Origin of the sequence: Glaciecola sp. HTCC2999 (assembly GCF_000155775.1) — a bacterium.
In the GTDB taxonomy this organism is placed as follows: Bacteria; Pseudomonadota; Gammaproteobacteria; order Enterobacterales; family Alteromonadaceae; genus Opacimonas.
In genome coordinates this window covers 411,421-431,152 of record NZ_DS989811.1, presented here as the reverse complement: position 1 = coordinate 431,152, position 19,732 = coordinate 411,421, and the positions used below count along the sequence as shown (strand labels likewise).

The window sequence follows — 19,732 nt, the reverse complement described above, 5'->3', positions numbered from 1 at the left end:
AAAATAAACTGAAGGAAGATAGTGTTATTTAGAAAAAGAATTGCGTACTGACATGCTTGATACCTTTTAGCATGATGAGTGGATTATGCGCCCCGTTGACGCACAATCTCATATAAGCAGATACCTGTTGCTACGGACACATTCAGACTAGATACTGTGCCCAACATGGGTAATTTTATTAATTCATCACAGCGTTCGCGAGTCAATCGACGCATACCTTTACCTTCTGCCCCCATGACTAGTGCAACGGGTCCTGCCATATCACAATCAAACACACTCTGACGGGCTTCACCAGCGGTGCCTACTACCCATATTTGTTGCTCTTGAAGCTCTGACAATGTTCTTGCTAAATTAGTCACTTGAATCAAAGGGATTACATCTGCGGCACCACATGCCACTTTACGAACGGTAGCGTTAAGCGATGCAGACTTATCCTTAGGAACAATTACAGCGTCAACCCCAGCAGCATCGGCACTACGTAAAACAGCACCTAAATTATGAGGATCAGTAACACCATCAAGTACTAATAAGAATGGTTTAGCTGATTGGCTAATAATAGTATCTAAATCCGTTTCTGTTAGCACTTTCGCAGGGTATGCTCTGGCGACTACACCTTGATGTGACTCACCCTTAGATTTATCATCCAATACTTTTTTATTACAAAACTGGATGCTTATACCTTCTTTACGGGCTAAGTTTATCAGCTTATGTAAACGTTCATCATCACGACCTTTGGCAATATATAATTCTAATATACGTTGTGGTTCGCGCTCTAATACTGCGGTTAAAGCATGAATGCCATATAACCAATCTTGTTGTTGTGCCATAGTTTAAATAGACCTTGTTACTTATTTTTTCTTAGTATGTTTGGATGACTTGCGTTTTTTCTTGTCTCGGCTAGCGGCGGGTTTCTTTTTACCTTTTCCTGTACCGGTTTTACGTAAAGATAAGGTGCGCTCGCTTTTTTTAGTACTGCCACTCTTCGCCTTTTTAGTATCTGCAGATCCTTTATTTGATTTTTTCTTTTTTGCGCGGATCTCATGATCGACACCATCAAGCACTAAGTCAATCTTCCGATCATCTAAATTCACAGCAGCAACTTTTACTTCTAAGCTGTCACCTAATCTAAATACGCGACCGCTATTCTCGCCAATGAGCATTTGTTTTACATCATCAAAGACATAATAGTCATTCCCGAGTGAAGTAACATGAACCAGACCATCAATACCAAATTCACCAATGCGAACAAATAAACCAAAGTTAGTCACGGAAGCAACAACAGCAGGAAAGCTATCGCCTACATGATCTTGCATAAATTCGCATTTTAACCAATCAGCGACATCACGTGTTGCATCATCTGCACGACGTTCTGTCATGGAACACTGTTCACCAAGTTGCTCAACTTCTTCAACTGAATATGATTTGCCGCCAGTTTTAGATTTACGCTGAGCTTTGCTATCGATAATGGCTTTTAATGCACGATGAACAACCAAATCGGGATAACGACGTATGGGTGAGGTAAAATGTGCATAAGCTTCTAATGCTAATCCAAAATGCCCTATATTGACTGGGTCATATACAGCCTGTTTCATACTGCGTAGTAGCATCGTTTGCAGCAATTCGCTATCAGGGCGGTTGCGGATTTTATTGACGACTTGAGTAAACGCATGGACAGAGGTATCGCCTTTGAGTTGATGCGTTATACCTACTTCAGCTAGATAAGAAGTGAAGGTTAACAACCGGTCTTCATCTGGTTTATCATGCACTCTAAAGAGGCCTTGGGCGTCTTGCGTCAAAATACATTTTGCTGCGCATACATTCGCCATGATCATACATTCTTCAATCAATTTATGGGCGTCATTACGCTCTACTGGTACAACGTTTTCAATCTTTCGCTGTGCATTAAAGACAAACTTATTTTCTTTCGTTTCAAATTCAATCGCCCCACGGCCATCTCGTGCATATTTAAGTGCATGAAATAATTGGTGCAAATTAATCAGATCTGGAACGTGAGTTTGATAACGTTCCGTTAATTCTGGATCATTTTCCAAAATTTTAGCGACCTTAGTGTAGGTTAAACGTGCTTGAGAACGCATCACAGCTTCGTAGAATTCAAACTCAGAACATTCTCCCATGTTATTGATAGTCATCTCACAGACCATACACAGACGATCTACTTCAGGATTTAATGAGCATAAGCCATTAGATAGCACTTCGGGTAACATTGGGACGACTTGGTCTGGGAAGTATACTGAATTACCACGCTCAACCGCTTCAACATCGAGCGCAGTTCCCGGACGCACGTAATAAGATACATCAGCGATAGCCACATACAGTGTATAACCAACCTTTTCGCCATCCTTTATAATTGGATGACAATACACCGCATCGTCAAAATCTCGCGCATCCTCACCATCAATAGTGACTAAAGGTAACTGACGTAAATCTTTGCGCTCAGTTTTAGCTTCTTCAGGAACTTCTTCACCGATATTGGCCACTTGTTTTAGCACAGCCTTGGGCCATTCATGCGGGATATCGAAAGTACGTAATGCCATTTCGATTTCCATGCCTGGCGCCATATGCTCACCTAGCACTTCTACTATTTTACCTGTTGCACTGGACTGTCGAGATGGACGCTTTATAAATTCCACGACCACAACATGACCTTGACGAGCACCTTTAGTGTCTTGAGGTCCAATGTAGATTTCATGGTTGATACGACTGTCATCAGGTATAACGACCGCTACACCATGCTCGACAAAAAAACGTCCAACAATTGCTTCTGTTCGAGGGGTAATGACTTTGGTGATACGTGCTTCTTCACGTCCTTTACGATCTACACCTTTCGTCACCGCTTGAACAATATCGCCGTGAACGGCTTGTTTCATCTGACCAGCGGAAATGTATAAATCTTTATGGTCTCGGCTGATATGTAGGAAACCAAACCCGTCACGATGACCAATAACACGACCTTGGATCACCTCATCTTGGGGTTGGAGGTCATATTTTTTTTGCGTGGTAAAAGTCAATTGTCCTTCACGTTCCATTGCGCGTAAGCGACGCTGGATCCCAATCTTTTGATCATCGGACTTAGCATCTGTTAATGCACAAACTTCCATGAATGAAAGTGGCTTTTGTTGATTTTTAAATAAGGTTAGCAAGTGTTCACGACTAGCGACGGGATTTTCATACTTGGCTTGTTCCCGTTTATAATGCGGGTCATCACTCATAGAGTTTTTTAATCTTTATAATGTTCATATAGACAGTATATAGGCTTTAGCTGCAATGCGCTAATGACAAATTATGACATGATTTTTATTCATATCATTTTATCGGTCAATCTAAATGCTCATGCTTTATAATCAGTTTATATCTACATTGAAAATAATAATGATCAATCATGCGTTAGCTTTGGTATAATTGACACATGTTTTCAGAATGGCAAATTAATATGCAATACAAAGACCTACGTGATTTTATTGCCCAATTAGAAACTCAAGGTAAATTACTCCGTATATCTCAGCCAATATCAACTGATTTAGAAATGACTGAAATCGCTGACCGCACCCTTCGTGCTGGTGGTCCAGCCTTGTTATTTGAAAATGCAATTGGCCATGATATGCCAGTATTAGCAAATTTATTTGGTACACCTGAACGCGTCGCTATGGGTATGGGTCAAAATTCTGTCGAAGCATTACGTGATGTTGGTAAATTGTTAGCCTACCTAAAGGAACCCGATCCTCCCAAAGGGCTAAAAGATTTATGGAGTAAGTTACCGGTATTTAAACAAGTATTAAATATGCCGGCTAAAGTCATCAGAAAAGCGCCTTGCCAAGAGCATGTTATTAGCGGAGATGACGTTGACTTGAGTAAGATCCCTGTACAACGTTGTTGGCCTGGGGATGCTGCACCATTAATCACATGGGGACTAACCGTCACTCGTGGTCCACATAAAAAACGTCAAAACTTGGGTATTTACCGTCAACAAGTCATCGCTAAAAATAAAGTGATCATGCGCTGGTTATCCCATCGTGGCGGTGCACTTGATTTTAGAGAGTGGTGTCAACAATTCCCAGATAAGCCCTATCCAGTTTCGGTTGCTTTGGGAGCGGATCCTGCCACTATCCTCGGTGCAGTAACACCCGTGCCTGATACCTTATCTGAATATGCATTTGCAGGATTACTCAGAGGCAGTAAAACCGAAGTCACGCCTTCCATTAGTAATGATTTACAAGTACCAGCTAATGCTGAGATTGTACTGGAAGGATATATCATGCCAGGCGAGACTGCGCCAGAAGGACCGTATGGCGATCACACCGGTTACTATAATGAAGTTGATGACTTTCCTGTGTTTACTGTGACCCATATTACCCATCGGACTAATCCTATTTATCACTCTACCTATACCGGCCGTCCACCGGATGAACCAGCTATACTCGGTGTTGCATTAAATGAAGTGTTTGTTCCCATTTTGCAAAAGCAATTTCCAGAGATAACAGATTTTTATTTACCTCCTGAAGGCTGTTCTTATCGAATGGCAATTGTGACGATGAAAAAACAATACCCAGGTCACGCAAAACGTGTCATGTTAGGTGTTTGGTCATTTTTACGTCAGTTTATGTATACTAAATTTGTCATTGTGTGTGACGATGATATTGATGCTCGTAATTGGGAAGATGTTATTTGGGCCATAACAACCCGAATGGATCCAACTAGAGATACGACATTAATCGATCATACACCTATAGACTATTTAGATTTTGCTTCACCTGTATCAGGCTTAGGCTCTAAAATGGGTATGGATGCAACTAACAAAATGCCAGGTGAAACCGATCGTGAATGGGGTGAACCTATTGTCATGGATCCTGATGTTAGTGCCAAAATCGACGACTTATGGGAATCCTTAGGTATCGACGCATTAATCCCGAACCGTCGTCCGTCATCATCAACTAAAAAGACTTAATTACCATGCAAACACATCAACTACATGTTGACTCCATTACTACCGTCGCAACTAATGTATATAAGATTTTATTATCAAGCAACGAAACTCTCGATTATCTAGCTGGGCAATATTGCTTAATACAAATGGGAGAAGGCGACTTAAGACCCTTCTCTATTGCTAGTGCGCCATCGGCTACCAATCAAATTGAATTGCATATTGGTGCTGTACCTGAAAATAGTTATGCATGGGATGTGCTTGTGCAAATGCGCGAACAGCATGTTATACAGGCTCAGATTGGACATGGTAATGCTTATCTTCAGCCTGAACCTAAACGTGGCATAGTACTCATAGCAGGTGGTACTGGTTATTCTTATGTCAAATCAATACTAGTAGAGTGTATCCAACAAAAATTAACCCAGCCAATATCTGTTTACTGGGGTGCTAAAAAACTCGAACAAATTTATGAACTATCAGTGTTATCTGCACTTGCTGAAGAACACGACAACATAACTTTCCATCCGGTATTAGAAGGCACAAATGAGCATTGGCAGGGTAAAACAGGCTTGGTACATAAAGCGGTTTTAGATGATTTTGGGGATAGCTTAGCCGAGCAACAAGTTTACATAGCCGGGCCATTTCCTATGGCGAAGGTTGCGCGTGATGACTACTTCGCCATTGGATTAAACAAAAATGCCTTGTTTGGTGATGCATATGCATTTCTAGATTAATCAACATCACGGTCGCAAGTAAGGCTGAATCCCAACAGCCTTATTTATTTTAGGCGAAAAAAAACCGCGTAGAGTACGCGGTTTTTAAAATTCATCAAATTGAATTAGATAGCATTTACGTTAGCTGCTTGAAGACCTTTTTGACCTTCTTCAATTTCGAAAGAAACTTTTTGACCTTCTGGAAGAGTTTTGTAACCTTCAGACTGGATTGCACGGAAATGTACGAATACATCTTTACCGCCATTGTCTTGAGTAATAAAACCATAACCTTTATCGGCATTGAACCACTTAACAGAACCTGTAACTTGAGACATCAGTATAACCTTAAATCTTTATATATAAATTAAAACGCCTTTTTTGCGTATCCTTGTTATCAATTAGGGTGCTTATAGGCGTTTGTCTTATATTATTACTTCAGAAACTAAATTCTTTTAAGACCAATAAGGCTAGAACAAATAATCATGCCTAACTGAGAACATGCGTATAATAACACTTGCTAAATATTTATCAAAGTTTTAATTTCGATTTATATTTATAAATGTTTTTTCAAATCCATCAATATCGACTTTTATCTTATTAAGGTGTCAGTGCTCTTTCACCACGCGCTAAACCACAAACCCCAGTCCTAGCTGACTCTACAATCGTAGAACTATTACCTAACGTTGTGATAAACGCATCTAGCTTTTCTGATGCACCGGTTAATTCGATAGTATAATTCACCGCACTTACATCTAATATTTTGGCTCTGAATATGTCGACATTACGAATTATCTCGCTTCTAGATGCCTCAGAATTAGCCACGACCTTCACTAAAACCAATTCACGTTCAACATGGGCAGCTTCAGTTAGCTCAGTTACTTTGAGGACATCGATTAACTTATTCATTTGCTTAATGATTTGCTCAATGACTTTGTTGTCGCCTTGAGTTGCAATCGTTAAACGCGATAAACTGGGATCATCAGTCTCAGCCACACATAAAGAATCAACATTATAGCCACGTTGTGAAAACACACCTACGATCCTCGATAATGCACCAGGTGCGTTTTCCATTAGTACAGAAATAATACGTTTCATTAGGTACGCTCCGTCTTACTTAGGCGCATATCATCCATCGCACCATATTTGATTTGCATTGGATATACGTGTTCGTCTTGGTCAACCGCAATATCCATGAATACTAATTTTTCTTTCTCAGCAAAACAACGCGCCATCGCATCGTCTAACTCATCTAGATGATCGACTTTGATCCCTACATGGCCATAAGCTTCCACTAATTTAACAAAATCAGGCATAGCTTCTACGTACGAATTAGAATGACGCCCTTTATAAATCATATCTTGCCACTGACGAACCATACCTAAAGCTCGGTTATTTAAAAGAATAACTTTGATTGGTAAGTTGTATTGCAAACACGTCGATAGTTCTTGGATATTCATTTGAATACTACCATCACCGGTTACTACAACGGACGTCGATTCAGGGTGTGCGAATTGAACTCCCATCGCTGCTGGTAAACCGAACCCCATCGTACCTAGACCACCTGAGTTGATCCAGCGACGCGGTTTTGCAAAAGGATAATATAGCGCAGCAAACATTTGGTGTTGTCCAACATCAGAGCTGACAAATGCATCACCATTGGTATGCTGATATAGCGCCTCTATAACCTTCTGTGGTTTAATAACTTGTGAAGACTGATCATAATCCAAACAATTTTGTGTGCGCCATTGTGTTATTTGTGTCCACCATTCACTGAGCTTTTCTGTTTGAGCGTCTAATGCTTCATGCGCTAACTCTTCTAATATTTGTCCAACGACAACATCTATACTGCCAACGACAGGTATATGTGCATTAACAGTTTTAGATATAGAAGCAGGATCAATATCTACATGAATAATATCAGCATGCGGACAGAACTTTTCGACATTGTTAGTCACTCGGTCATCAAAACGCGCACCTAAGGCGACAATACAATCTGCATTATGCATCGTTTTATTCGCTTCTACCGTACCATGCATACCCAGCATACCTACAAATTGCTCATGTACTCCAGAAAAAGCGCCTAAGCCCATTAATGTACAGGTCACTGGACAACCTAATAATTCTGCTAATTCAGTGACTTTACCTTGCGCTTCAGCGGTAATAGCACCACCACCAACATATAGTACTGGACGTTTTGCTTTAGTCATCGAAGCGACAGCTTTACGGATCTGCTTATTATGTCCTTTCAATACCGGATTATAAGAACGCATCGTCACATCTGCAGGAAATTCATATGGATGTGTTTCTGCTACATTCACAATGTCTTTTGGTAAATCAACAACCACCGGCCCTGGACGGCCAGTATTAGCAATGTAATATGCTTGGGCAATTGCTTTAGGAATATCCACAGCACGTTTCACTAAGAAACTGTGTTTTACCACTGGACGAGAACAACCGACCATATCTGTTTCTTGGAAAGCATCTTCACCAATATGCTGAGAAGGAACTTGACCAGATAATACGACCATAGGAATAGAATCCATATAGGCAGTCGCAATACCGGTTAAGGTGTTGGTAGCACCAGGACCAGATGTCACCAGTACAGTACCCGTTATACCAGTTGAACGAGCATAACCGTCAGCCATATGAGCTGCTGCTTGTTCATGTCTGACAAGTACATGCTCGACTTGATCTTGTGCAAAAAGCGCATCATAAATATCAAGAACGGCTCCACCAGGATAACCAAAAACATGTTTGACCCCAAGATCATTTAGGGTTTGCACTACCATTGCAGCGCCAGACATCATTTTCACTGTCTATCTCCAAGCTTATTTGTATTAATTATTGTTAGTGTACTTTACGAATTAGGAAGTTAAAACCCGAAAAACACAAATAGTGAAATTTATATCCTAAATATATAAAAAGTTAGGATAATTATCATCTTAATAGGGATTAAAACGCAGAAATTAGAATTTTTATTAACATATGTGTAACAATCAACCCTATCTATATTTTACTAGCCTGTATTACACTTTCATTTAGACGATGGTCTACCCTTATTTTTTAGGGATCCACGCCCACACATATTTACACTCAATAGGGGCATTACCTGTTTCATCAGTCACCATAACTTTCACGTTGACTTCGCCTTTTTCAGCAGTTTGCATCAATGTCATTTGTTCTTGTGTTAAACTTGCCACTGCGATGAGTTCACCTGAAGCACGTTTCGTGTAATCTACATGCATAGATTTCAGTAAAGGTAATTTATCACCGGGTAAATTAACGCCGACAATAAACCCTGTTGCAGACTCTCCTAATAGTGCCATGCCTGCTGCGTGGATACCACCAATATGATTTTGTACCTTTTTCCTGTTTTTTTGACGAAACGTAACTGAATCAAGATCGGTACCTAAAATATCTTGTCCAACAGTGCCACTAAGCTTCACGGTATATCGAAAAATTCGCGTCAATACAAACCTTTGTAGCCATAGAGGGTAGGATTGTACTTTTAATACCATATTGCGTAACGGATTAACTTTAGACATAAATAGTTACCTTAGATAATTTTTTATATTGGTTATAATAGTGTGCTTTTAAAAATGCTACAAAACATCCCTGCTGATGGGTAACTATAACGCTACATAAGTCCATAACGATGTAATATGTCCTGAAGTGGCTGTGTTGCTTCACCAAATTTTTTCCAACGGCCAATAGAACTGGTATTAATAGGTTGTCTGACTTGCATCTTACTGGCAGTAGACACTGGCAATGTATTATTCTGTACATCCACACATTGCGCTTCATAATCCAATTCACAAAATGCTAATAATGATTGGACTTCAGTCTCTGGAAATTGAGCTAACGTTTCATATTGTTGGAGACGGATATTATCAGGGTTAATACTAAAACAGTGATCAATATGCTGGCGAAACTGAGCATAGAACTCCCCCACTGTATCCAAATTAAATGCATAATGATAATAAGGTGAATTCAATGAGAAAAGCTGTCTAAAATTACCAATACAGGTATCCATAGGATCACGAAGCATGACAATGATCTTTGCATTAGGTAAAGCACGTTGAATTAACGGTATATAGAAAAAATTAAACGGTAATTTATCAATGAATCGTTGGTTATCGGGTGCTATTCGTTGAGTTTTATCTAAGTATAATTGGCCTAATTGTGTCATATCCAAAGATGCAGACGCCGTCAATGTCGGTATATCAAGAACAGTTTGACCTGAAGTTTTAGTTAGTTGCTTTACCGCGATGCCAAAATCTTGTAGTTCACCACCACTACCCACCTGTGAATGATGCGATAAAATCCTCTCAACGAGAGTCGTGCCAGAACGAGGCATCCCCACAATAAAGATAGGTCGGTTCGATGTGCATGTTGATGCTTGAATATTATGGGTGACTTGCTCGCAAAACGTTTTTTTTATGCTTGCAAATAACGCCTGATCACGGGCAATGTCATACTCGATCGAAATGGCTTTTTTTGCTTTGGCTTGCACCAATACATTAAATGCTTCAGGGTGGCGTCCTAACGCCTGTAATTCAAGCGCTAATGCATGTGCATAATGCATTCTATCATCTACCCCAACACTTTCATCATCGAGTAAAGTCGTTAATCTTTTTATATGATGCTCTGAATCATTAATTTGACCTAAATCTGATAATGCAAAATGTGTAGGAGCATGTTTTGGGTTCAGTTCTAGTGCACGCTCATAGGCTGCCTTAGCTTGGCTGAATTTACCCGCGAATTTTAATGACATCCCATAATTATAAAAGTATTGAAAAATCGAGGATTTAAGTTCTATCGCTTTTTCGAAAAACGGTAATGCGGCATCATGAAAGCCAATACGACTGAGTGCTACCCCCACAGTATCCAGTGCATTAGGTTCATTCAAACGTGATAATGCAATGCTATCGACCGACCGCATCGCAGCGTTGGTATCACCTAATAACGCCCAACATTTGGCTAGATAAGCATGGTACTCATCTTTAGCATAGATCTTGTTAGCTTGAATAATACACTGGGTTGCCTTATTGAACTGGCCTAATTCGGCGTTCAATATTCCTAAAAGAAAATACCCTTCGGCATGGAAATGCACACTCTCTTTATCATGTTTAGATACCGTTATTTGTATTAACTGAACAACTAAAGGATGCGCATCCACCCATTTGCCCTGAGAAAAAAATGTGAGTATCGACTGATGTAAAGAATGAGCGGTCATGTTAGCAAACTATATTGGCTTGAATAAGTGAAGTTTACCGTGTTTTTAGGCATTAAAAAACCGGTGTGATAAGAAACCTCATCGACACCGGTTAGTTAGCTATCTAGGAATATTACATATCAAATGTATAGCTAAACTTCACACCTACTTTACGTGGCTGCACAACGAAACGACCGTAATTTCGAAGTAAATCAACACGGTTTAATGCTTGTGAAGGAACTTGGTTTAAGCCAAGATCTGCGCGATCTCGACGCACTGAAGTATAAGCATATTTATCGAATAAGTTATCGATATAAAGGGTAACCGCCCAATTATTTTCAGTCACTGTCGCACTCACATTGCTTAATGCAAAGCCAGGAATCAATTCACCATCAGCACGACCACCAACTTTAGTCACCACATCACTTTGTGCTGTAAGACCGTAAACAATGTCTAATCCTTTACCGTTTAGGATTTCCGTTGAGTATTTAAAGCCCATAGACAATTGCTGTTCTGGGGCACCCGATAAACGGTCACCCGCTTTACCATCATAAAAGTCCTGAATGGCCGTGCCCTGCTCATCTATCACACCGAATAAGAACGGGGCATCTTCCGTCAAGGTCGCCTCGACACCTGAGTAAGTCGCATAGGCAGTTAATTCATCAGTAATAATACCACGTACAGAGAGTTCTACCCCTTTAGAGCCTGCACCTTGTGCGTTGGCAGTAATTGGCTGAGCACCATTTACCGTCGCGCCAGCAACTTGTGCATCTTCCCAATCAATATCAAATATTGAAGCATTCACATATAAACGATTACGGAAATACGAGGATTTCACCCCTAACTCATAGTTAGTGGTCGTATCCGCCACAAACACCTGTTCATTTGGCAATGCACATACGATTTGGTTCGTAATAGTAGCAATGTCAGCAGGGCATGCAGCTACGCCGTTAGCACCACCAATACGGAAACCTTCAGAAACAGTGAAGTATGCCATGACATCATCACTAATTTTATATGAAGTATTAAATTTAGATAACGTTCCAGAGTCATCTGCTGATTCAGTCTCGAAATCTAAGACTATAGAATCTGCTCCACGGCCATCAAAAACAGTGTAGAACAATGGCAAATCAATCGCAGATGTTGATTCCACATCATACTGATAACTACGTAAACCAAAGGTCACATCCCATTTAGGGTTGATTTGGTAAGTCAGTTCACCAAAGATTGCTGACTCAGTAACGGTAGCATCTCCTACCGATAAGTACTCAAGTGCATCTGGACGTGAGCCTCCTAAGAATACATCGTAACCTGGAGTAAATTCTTCAGAAATACCATCTGTCTCACTTTTATTATAAAACGCACCGGCAATCCAACTAAAATCAGAATCACTGGTAGACACTAAACGGATCTCTCCCGTGGTCACATCTGCGCCATCTTGCTCTCGGGTAAAGGCTGAAAATGCTGGGAAATCTTCATAACTGTAGTTTAAACGGATTAACAAATCCGTTTGATCGCGTTGACCATCTGCTTCGAATGATGACAAACCTGCTGCCGCTGTTAGTTCAGCGAAGCCTAAATCCGCTGTCACTTCTAATGATAATAGCTGATCAATTTTTTCACGCGGTTCTTCATAACGGTAGGCAGAATCAAACGGACCTGGCTGACCGCTCAGTGCATTACTAGCTGGCAGCGCGTTATAATGTGAAATGGAACGACCTTCGATATCTTGGCTTTGATAAAAATATGCTAACGTCGCATCAAATGTATCTGACGGCGCCCAACGAACAGCAATACGACCAGTGATAGTATCTTCGCCATTTGCATCTTTTACTTGACGTAAATTATCTGAAACGGCTTGAGCATCAGTCCAATCAGGGTCAGCTAATGACACCCCACCTTGACGAACCACATAATTATAATCAATAAAACCTGGGTCGTTGTAGTAATTTAACGATGCACGAATAGCCAGTTCATCATTGATAAGTGGCGTGTTAAACACAAAACCAAACTCACCACCATTGCCGTTAGACTCGGATAATGTAAACACATCACCATACACTTCACCTGAAGTTAAATCTAATTCAACTGCCTTAGGAATATAACGAATAGCGCCGCCTAATGTGCCCGCGCCATATAATGTACCTTGTGGACCAATCAGTACTTCAACACGTTCGATATCCGTTAAACGCATATTCACAAATAGAGGTAATTCCCCTACATACGTGGCTACGGTTCCGCCGTTAGCCCCAGGCCCTGTAGAATTCGTATTTAAACCACGTACGATGATCGGCGAATCTGAGCGTCCACCTTGATCAACCACAGTCAAGCCAGGTACCCAACGTGCAACATCTTCTAACTGACCAATATTTTGCTCAGCTAATGTATCAGAAGTAAGTGCTGTGATGTTTAAAGGCGCGTCTTGAACTGTGCCTGAACGACGAGTCGCAGTAATTTCAATTTTTTCAATTTGGGCTTCTGCTGTTTGTGCGATAGCATAATGAGCAGGTACTAAAGTAGAAGCAACTGCCAGAGCAACTAACGATGTATTAAATCGTTGTGATACAGAGTTTGTCATGATGTGTTTCCCGTTGTAGTAATGTGAGGGATAAATTAAGGTTAGTATTATTGCTATCCATTGATTTTAATTGGTTTGGAAATGCTCTACAACCTAAATATTATTCAAGCAAAAAAAAAACGCCTAAATCTCGTTAATTTAGGCGTTTTTTCGTATTTGGAGCGGGAAACGAGATTCGAACTCGCGACCCCAACCTTGGCAAGGTTGTGCTCTACCAGCTGAGCTATTCCCGCAATTTAGGGTGCGCATTTTACAAACATTTACACACCTTGCAAGTCTTTTATGCATTAAATTTTAAAAACATGCTCTCGATAGTATTGCAATTCACTGATTGACTCACGAATATCATCTAGCGCAAGATGCACTCCTTTCTTGCGAAAACCTTTTAAAACCTGAGGTTTCCAACGTACAGCTAATTCTTTTATGGTACTGACATCAATACTACGATAGTGACAATATGCTTCAAGTTCTGGCATATATTTCACCATGAAACGTCGATCCTGCCCTATGGTATTACCACATAGGGGGGATGTTCTCTCAGGAACATAGGCTTGTAAAAATGCAATGGTCTCCGCTTGTGCTTCTTCTACACTGTATTTACTTTCTCGACAGCGCTGCGTCAATCCCGTTTTACCATGAGTTTCTATGCACCACTCATTCATGTTGGCCAATACATCATCCGGCTGATAGATCGCTATAACAGGTCCTTCGGCTAAGATATTCAACTGCGCATCCGTAACGATAGTTGCAATTTCGAGCACCACACACTCTTCCGGGTCAAGGCCGGTCATCTCCATGTCGATCCAAATTAAATTTTGTTCATGATAATGTTCACTAACATGAGAGGAGTGTTGATCCGTCATAATATATCCTGTTATTAATTAATACATGGTAATCCATATACCTTAACGGTAACATAAGAACCAAATTAAGTAATATCTTACATTGACTAGGCAACTGTGGCAAAAAAACCAAAACTCACCCACCGTCAAAAAAGACAAGTTTCAACCAATCGAAGCAAACGATTAGCACAAGCGCCCATCGAACATGATCATTTAGGCGTTGCTCAACCGGGCTTAGTCGTTGGGCGTTTTGGTAAACATGCGAATGTCGAGGATGAACAAGGTGTTCAGCATAAGTGTCATATACGTCGCACTATCAACTCGGTAGTGTGTGGTGATAGCGTTGTTTTTTGTCCAAGCATTTCATCTGAACCACGTGATTTAGGTGTCATAGAAATAGTCCATGATCGAAAAACAGTACTCACTCGACCTGATTTTTATGATGGCGTGAAACCGATTGCAGCTAATATTGACCAAATTATTATCGTCAGCTCCATTGTCCCGACCTTATCACCGCATATCATTGACCGCTATCTTGTTGCTTGTGAAGATGTACAAATCCAACCTGTGATTGTTGTGAATAAAATGGAATTGCTCAATGAAGAAGACCGCGAAATGGTCATTGAACTATTAACAATTTATCATGAGATCGGCTATAAAGTGCTTCTGACTAGCTGTGTGACTGGCGAAGGTATTGATGAGCTTGCTAAATTATTAACCGATAACATCAGTGTCTTTGTAGGACAATCGGGTGTTGGTAAGTCTTCTTTAGTGAATCAATTATTACCTGAAGCAGATGAAGTAGTCGGTGATATTTCTGATAACTCGGGTTTAGGTACTCACACCACGACTACGGCGAAACTTCTGCACTTTACTCAAGGTGGCGATGTAATTGATTCACCTGGAGTCCGAGAATTTTCATTGTGGCACTTACCAGAAGAGCAGATTACACGAGGTTTCATTGAATTTAGAGATTACCTAGGTGGTTGTAAATTTAGAGACTGTAAACACGGCGATGATCCTGGTTGCTTAATCCGCGCTGCGGTTATTGACGGTGATATTGATGAAGCCCGTTATGAGTCCTACCATAAAATAATAGACTCAATGGATGATAAGCGTCCAACTTATTCAAAAAGCTGATGATTAAGTCCGTTTTGATAGAGTACAACGTTATTATTTTCTAGTACAATAGCAACAATTTTTTACATTCATGGAATTTTTGTTGTGGTCAATTGGTTCAAAGTTAAGTTACAGTACATCTTACCTAAACATGCGCTTTCGCGATTAGTCGGCGCATTAGCTGCGGGCGAGCATGGGAAGTTCACCACTACAATCATCAAAGCCTTTATCAAACAATTTAACGTTGATATGAGTGAAGCTAAGCATGAAGCTCCTGAATATTATCCTTCATTTAACGCATTTTTTACCCGCGAACTGAAAGATGGTTTGAGACCTTTCAGTGACGACACTAATGAACTCGGTCACGCTGTGGATGGCAGAGTCAGTCAATTAGGTCCCATCAAAGGTGATACCATCTTTCAAGCTAAAGGCCATCACTATAGCCTTACAGCCCTGCTGGGCGGGGATGCAACGATTGCAGCCCCTTTTAAAGGTGGCGATTTTGCGACCATTTATTTATCACCTCGCGACTATCATCGTATTCATATGCCGATGACAGGAAAACTCACTGATATGATCTACGTACCGGGCGAGTTATTTTCCGTCAACCCACTTACGGCACAAAACGTACCTGGATTATTCGCTCGAAATGAGCGCGTTGTCGCTATTTTTGATACCGAAATTGGAAAAATGGCCATCGTCTTAGTAGGTGCAACTATAGTGGCGAGTATCGAGACCATTTGGGCCGGAAATGTTACACCACCGACCGGTAAACATGTGACCCATTGGCAATATACAGATGCTTCGGGAGATAGCGTGACCATAGAAAAAGGCGAAGAAATGGGCTTATTTAAACTAGGTTCAACTATCGTGGCATGTTTTGAACCTAATAAAGTCGATTTCGGCACGCTAAAAGCCGATGATGTCACGCGTTTAGGTCAACCGTTTGCTACTATAAAAACAAACGATTAGCCTATCATTACTATGGATCCTGTTAAACGCAGTTTATATTCGCTCCACTTCACCGTAATATTATTAGGTGGGACGGCGTTATTCTCTCAAATCATTCCTCTTTCAGCGATGGCTATTACTTTAGGGCGCTCACTATTTGCATGTGTTTTTTTATGTGTATTGGTCCGCTTTTTAGGAGAGTCTGTACGTTTGAACTCCCGTAGAGATTATCTGATAGGCAGCCTGCTTGGTGTTCTAATGGCTGCACATTGGGTGACTTATTTTTTGGCGATGCAGCTGGCGTCGGTATCTGTTGGGATCATAGCTTTATTTACTTTTCCTGTGATCACTGTGTTATTAGAACCTTTTTTTGAAGGGATCAAACTAGCTTGGCAAGATGTGGTGAGCGCCTTGGTGGTGTTTATCGGTATTGCTATTATGGTACCCGATGGCTCAATAGACAATGATGTCACGTATGGGATCATCGTCGGCGTATTCTCCGCTTTTCTGTATTCCTTGCGTAATTTGATGCACCGCAAATATTTCTCGCATTATTCAGGTACACGGGCCATGGCTTTTCAAACGTTAATCATTACCGGCTGTATCTTATTTCTAGGGATTGAAGAGATCAGTACCGCAAATACTCACTCATGGATATTATTAGCGATATTAGGTGTATTTTTTACTGCAGTACCCCACGCAGCCGTTGCAGCAGCATTACAGCATTTACGTGCTAAAACATTTTCATTAGTCGCTTGTATGCAGCCGTTTTACGGCATTGTGTTTGCTATTTTATTATTAGGTGAAGATCCGCGTTGGCAGACTATTGTGGGTGGACTGATGGTCATCTCAGCAGCGGTTTATGAAACCATTCATGCTCAACGTCAGAGCCGATAATTCAAAATCAAAAGGTTGTGTATGTCATCGTCCTTGTCTAGTAGCAACAATCCTTTATCTATGCAGATTATCGCACACCGAGGGGCAAGCGCACTTGCGTTAGAAAATAGCTTAAAGGCATTTGAAATAGCACTAGCTCAAGGTGTCTATGGAATTGAATTTGATGTCCATTTCGTCAATGGTCAAGCACTGATATTACATGATACAAACCTTATACGAACGCATCATGTAAATATCCCAATTCATAAACTTCTGCCCAAGCATCTGACTGAATATCAGATCCTAACACTACATGAAGTATTAACACTCATTAACAATCAATGCTTGGTCAATATTGAACTTAAATCCACAGATAATCTCCCTGAATTGATCATGTATTTACAAGAATTATGGGCAACCGGTCTTATCGATGCCAATACCGTTATCTCTTCTTTTGATCATTATTTATTAGATGCTTGCCAACACGCACTGCCAGATTGTCAGTTTGGAGGTTTGATTGGCCATTTACCAAAAGACTTAGCTCAATACGCGGTGTCTGGTAACTTTGATATTGTGGCAGTAGCAAGTGATATAGTGAGCAAGGCACTTGTAGACGATGCGCATGCAAACGGTAAACGTGTTTGGGTCTATACAGTAGATGATCTGGAAGAAGCCAAAATATTTGCTCAATGGCAGGTCGATGCGATATTTACGAACCAAACAGACAGAATGTTAAATCAGTTTAAGTAACAAGATGATGACTTAGGCTGGTGTATTGCAACTCTTATTTGCGCAATCATTGCATTCTCGACACAACCTTAAATTAATAAAGTGTGCAGCAATAATAAGTATCGCCCCTATAGCTATAGTTAGCGGCTCAAAATGATGCCCAAAAATATCTTTATTCCAATAAATTAAGCCGCCCATAGTTAAAGAGTAGAGAGGATATAATTGGCGGTGGTATTTGTAAAATCCAATAAATAAACCGATAAATCCAATTAAAATGGAAATCGACAATATCGTTTTTTCGAACCAAGCTTCGGCAAAAAATGAACTGGCAATTAAAGGTACCATAGGCAGTAATACGGGTAAGGCTAAACAATGCACAGCACACAAGCCAGATATCCAGATACCTGCTCGATCAAATTGCACATTGTCAGTTGTATTAGATGTATTGTTCGATTTTGCCACGGTCTTCTATCACATTCATAAATCGTTCGATGTTATAGTATAACATAAAGTATTTACTGATCTATATTTTATTCTTACGCAGCATTGTTGCGTCACGACTTAGATAGTACTTAAGTTAAATGAGTGATATGTCGTTTCAGATACATTTTTCTGTTCTATAAAGGCTATGTTTTAACCATAACGAAAGCTACCGTGGATAATATTTAGCGTTTTGATAACCATACGGTGGGATTAACCGGGATCCCTTTCCTGCGAATTTCGAAATACAAATAAGGGCGTGATTGTCCACCTGATTGCCCCATCAAAGCAATGGGCTCACCGCGACTAACGGTTTCACCAGGCTGTTTAAGAAGTGCTTGATTATATCCATACACCGACATATAACCCTTTCCGTGATCGATAATCATCACCAACCCAAAGCCACGTAACCATTCTGAGAATAACACTCGACCAGATTGAATCGCTCTAATTTCTGAGCCCACTTCGCCTTGGATCAAGATCCCCTTCCAACGCACTTCGCCTTGACGTATGCGACCGAATAAACGACGCAAGCGACCTTGTGCTGGGCGCAACAATGCCCCTTTAAATGGTAATAATCCTGCAAATGTTGCCTGTGCGGCATTATCTGTTTTAGCTTGTTCAATTGCCTGAGCAATACGTTGCTCATCAGCCTCTAATTGCTTTATTTTTGCAGTATCTGATTGAATATCCGCTTCTAACTCTTTAATGGAAAGCTCTCGCTTACTACGTTGAGTGTTCAGTGCTAATTGCTGTTTTTGTTGTTGTGTCAGTAATGCTGATAGTTCAATTTTTTTAGCCTCTAATGCCTGCTCTAATTGGCTTAATTCACTTATGTAATTACGAAATTGATCTATAGATTGTTTGCGCTGTTTATATAAGAATTGGTAATACGTCAACACACGCTCAAATTTAGCGGCATCCTGTTGATTAAACAGCATCTTGGCATAGTCGTAGTTTCCAGCAACATATGAACCTTTGATATGCTTTGCCATAATTGCTTGCTGCTTTTTAATTTTTTCTTCTAAGATAGTTTTTCTATTGGTTAAATCGTCCCGTTCTACTTTATTTTGGTTGAGTGCTAGTTGCGTTTGATTCAATGCTTTCGCGGTAATTGCTATGGCTTCTTCTTGTTTTTTAAGTGCAGAAAAAATCTCACTTCGACGGAGCTCTTTGTTCTGGAGCTCCGCCTTAGTTTGCTTAATTTTAGACTGTACCGCTTTCAAATCAGCAGTTTGCGCAACGACGGTCACACTCATTAACAAACATACGAGACATACAGTGTTGACT

17 protein-coding genes and 1 tRNA gene are annotated in these 19,732 nt (G+C 40.5%); 6 read left to right on the top strand and 12 right to left on the bottom strand.

Going from position 1 to position 19,732, the window contains the following annotated elements; genetic code table 11:
* Nucleotides 1–83 precede the first annotated feature (83 nt).
* Together rlmB and rnr are read right to left on the bottom strand one after the other, a co-directional pair.
* Complete coding sequence (gene rlmB, locus G2999_RS05880; protein ID WP_010179707.1) at nt 84–827, bottom strand: 23S rRNA (guanosine(2251)-2'-O)-methyltransferase RlmB; 744 nt, start codon at nt 825–827, stop codon at nt 84–86.
* A 21-nt stretch (nt 828–848) separates the two neighbouring features.
* Complete coding sequence (gene rnr, locus G2999_RS05875; RefSeq protein ID WP_010179705.1) at nt 849–3,230, bottom strand: ribonuclease R; 2,382 nt, start codon at nt 3,228–3,230, stop codon at nt 849–851.
* 221 nt (nt 3,231–3,451) lie between these two features.
* Here rnr and ubiD point away from each other — a divergent pair, with 221 nt between their 5' ends.
* Together ubiD and fre are read left to right on the top strand one after the other, a co-directional pair.
* Entirely contained in the window at nt 3,452–4,963 is a 1,512-nt protein-coding gene (gene ubiD, locus G2999_RS11985; protein ID WP_034955489.1) for a 4-hydroxy-3-polyprenylbenzoate decarboxylase, read from the top strand.
* Between the two features lie 5 nt (nt 4,964–4,968).
* Entirely contained in the window at nt 4,969–5,673 is a 705-nt protein-coding gene (fre, locus tag G2999_RS05865) for an NAD(P)H-flavin reductase (protein ID WP_010179702.1), read from the top strand.
* A gap of 104 nt (nt 5,674–5,777) precedes the next feature.
* Here the strand turns inward: fre and G2999_RS05860 are convergent, their stop codons facing one another.
* From G2999_RS05860 to orn, 8 genes are all read right to left on the bottom strand, one after another.
* On the bottom strand, nt 5,778–5,987 hold the full coding sequence (locus tag G2999_RS05860) for a cold-shock protein (RefSeq protein WP_010179700.1): 210 nt from the start codon (nt 5,985–5,987) through the stop codon (nt 5,778–5,780).
* Between the two features lie 262 nt (nt 5,988–6,249).
* A complete protein-coding gene (gene ilvN, locus G2999_RS05855) occupies nt 6,250–6,747 on the bottom strand; it encodes an acetolactate synthase small subunit (protein WP_010179698.1) in 498 nt (165 codons plus the stop codon).
* Nucleotides 6,747–8,465 (bottom strand): acetolactate synthase 3 large subunit, encoded by a 1,719-nt coding sequence (locus G2999_RS05850; RefSeq protein WP_010179696.1) that lies wholly within the window; start codon nt 8,463–8,465, stop codon nt 6,747–6,749. Before G2999_RS05850 ends, ilvN begins: the two co-directional genes overlap by 1 nt.
* A gap of 243 nt (nt 8,466–8,708) precedes the next feature.
* Complete coding sequence (locus G2999_RS05845) at nt 8,709–9,197, bottom strand: DUF4442 domain-containing protein (protein ID WP_010179694.1); 489 nt, start codon at nt 9,195–9,197, stop codon at nt 8,709–8,711.
* Between the two features lie 92 nt (nt 9,198–9,289).
* The gene (locus G2999_RS05840; protein ID WP_010179692.1) at nt 9,290–10,888 is read right to left on the bottom strand and encodes a sulfotransferase; all 1,599 of its coding nucleotides are present in this window, start codon (nt 10,886–10,888) and stop codon (nt 9,290–9,292) included.
* A 112-nt stretch (nt 10,889–11,000) separates the two neighbouring features.
* A complete protein-coding gene (locus G2999_RS05835; protein ID WP_010179690.1) occupies nt 11,001–13,445 on the bottom strand; it encodes a TonB-dependent receptor in 2,445 nt (814 codons plus the stop codon).
* A gap of 157 nt (nt 13,446–13,602) precedes the next feature.
* Nucleotides 13,603–13,678, bottom strand: a tRNA-Gly gene (locus G2999_RS05830).
* Nucleotides 13,679–13,732: 54 nt separating this feature from the next.
* Nucleotides 13,733–14,308: an oligoribonuclease gene (gene orn, locus G2999_RS05825; RefSeq protein ID WP_010179688.1), complete on the bottom strand. Its 576-nt coding sequence runs from the start codon at nt 14,306–14,308 to the stop codon at nt 13,733–13,735.
* A 96-nt stretch (nt 14,309–14,404) separates the two neighbouring features.
* On the opposite strand from orn, the gene rsgA reads away from it, so the two are divergent.
* From rsgA to G2999_RS05805, 4 genes are all read left to right on the top strand, one after another.
* Nucleotides 14,405–15,427, top strand: coding sequence for a small ribosomal subunit biogenesis GTPase RsgA (gene rsgA / locus G2999_RS05820; RefSeq protein ID WP_010179686.1), 1,023 nt, complete (start codon nt 14,405–14,407; stop codon nt 15,425–15,427).
* An 84-nt stretch (nt 15,428–15,511) separates the two neighbouring features.
* The gene (gene asd, locus G2999_RS05815) at nt 15,512–16,378 is read left to right on the top strand and encodes an archaetidylserine decarboxylase (protein WP_010179684.1); all 867 of its coding nucleotides are present in this window, start codon (nt 15,512–15,514) and stop codon (nt 16,376–16,378) included.
* 12 nt (nt 16,379–16,390) lie between these two features.
* Entirely contained in the window at nt 16,391–17,254 is an 864-nt protein-coding gene (locus G2999_RS05810; RefSeq protein WP_010179682.1) for a DMT family transporter, read from the top strand.
* 21 nt (nt 17,255–17,275) lie between these two features.
* A complete protein-coding gene (locus G2999_RS05805; protein ID WP_029257411.1) occupies nt 17,276–17,983 on the top strand; it encodes a glycerophosphodiester phosphodiesterase in 708 nt (235 codons plus the stop codon).
* Nucleotides 17,984–17,995: 12 nt separating this feature from the next.
* Here the strand turns inward: G2999_RS05805 and G2999_RS05800 are convergent, their stop codons facing one another.
* Both G2999_RS05800 and G2999_RS05795 read right to left on the bottom strand, forming a co-directional pair.
* Nucleotides 17,996–18,424: a MerC domain-containing protein gene (locus G2999_RS05800; RefSeq protein ID WP_010179678.1), complete on the bottom strand. Its 429-nt coding sequence runs from the start codon at nt 18,422–18,424 to the stop codon at nt 17,996–17,998.
* A gap of 203 nt (nt 18,425–18,627) precedes the next feature.
* Nucleotides 18,628–19,701: a murein hydrolase activator EnvC gene (locus G2999_RS05795; RefSeq protein WP_034955400.1), complete on the bottom strand. Its 1,074-nt coding sequence runs from the start codon at nt 19,699–19,701 to the stop codon at nt 18,628–18,630.
* Between the last annotated feature and the right edge of the window lie 31 nt (nt 19,702–19,732).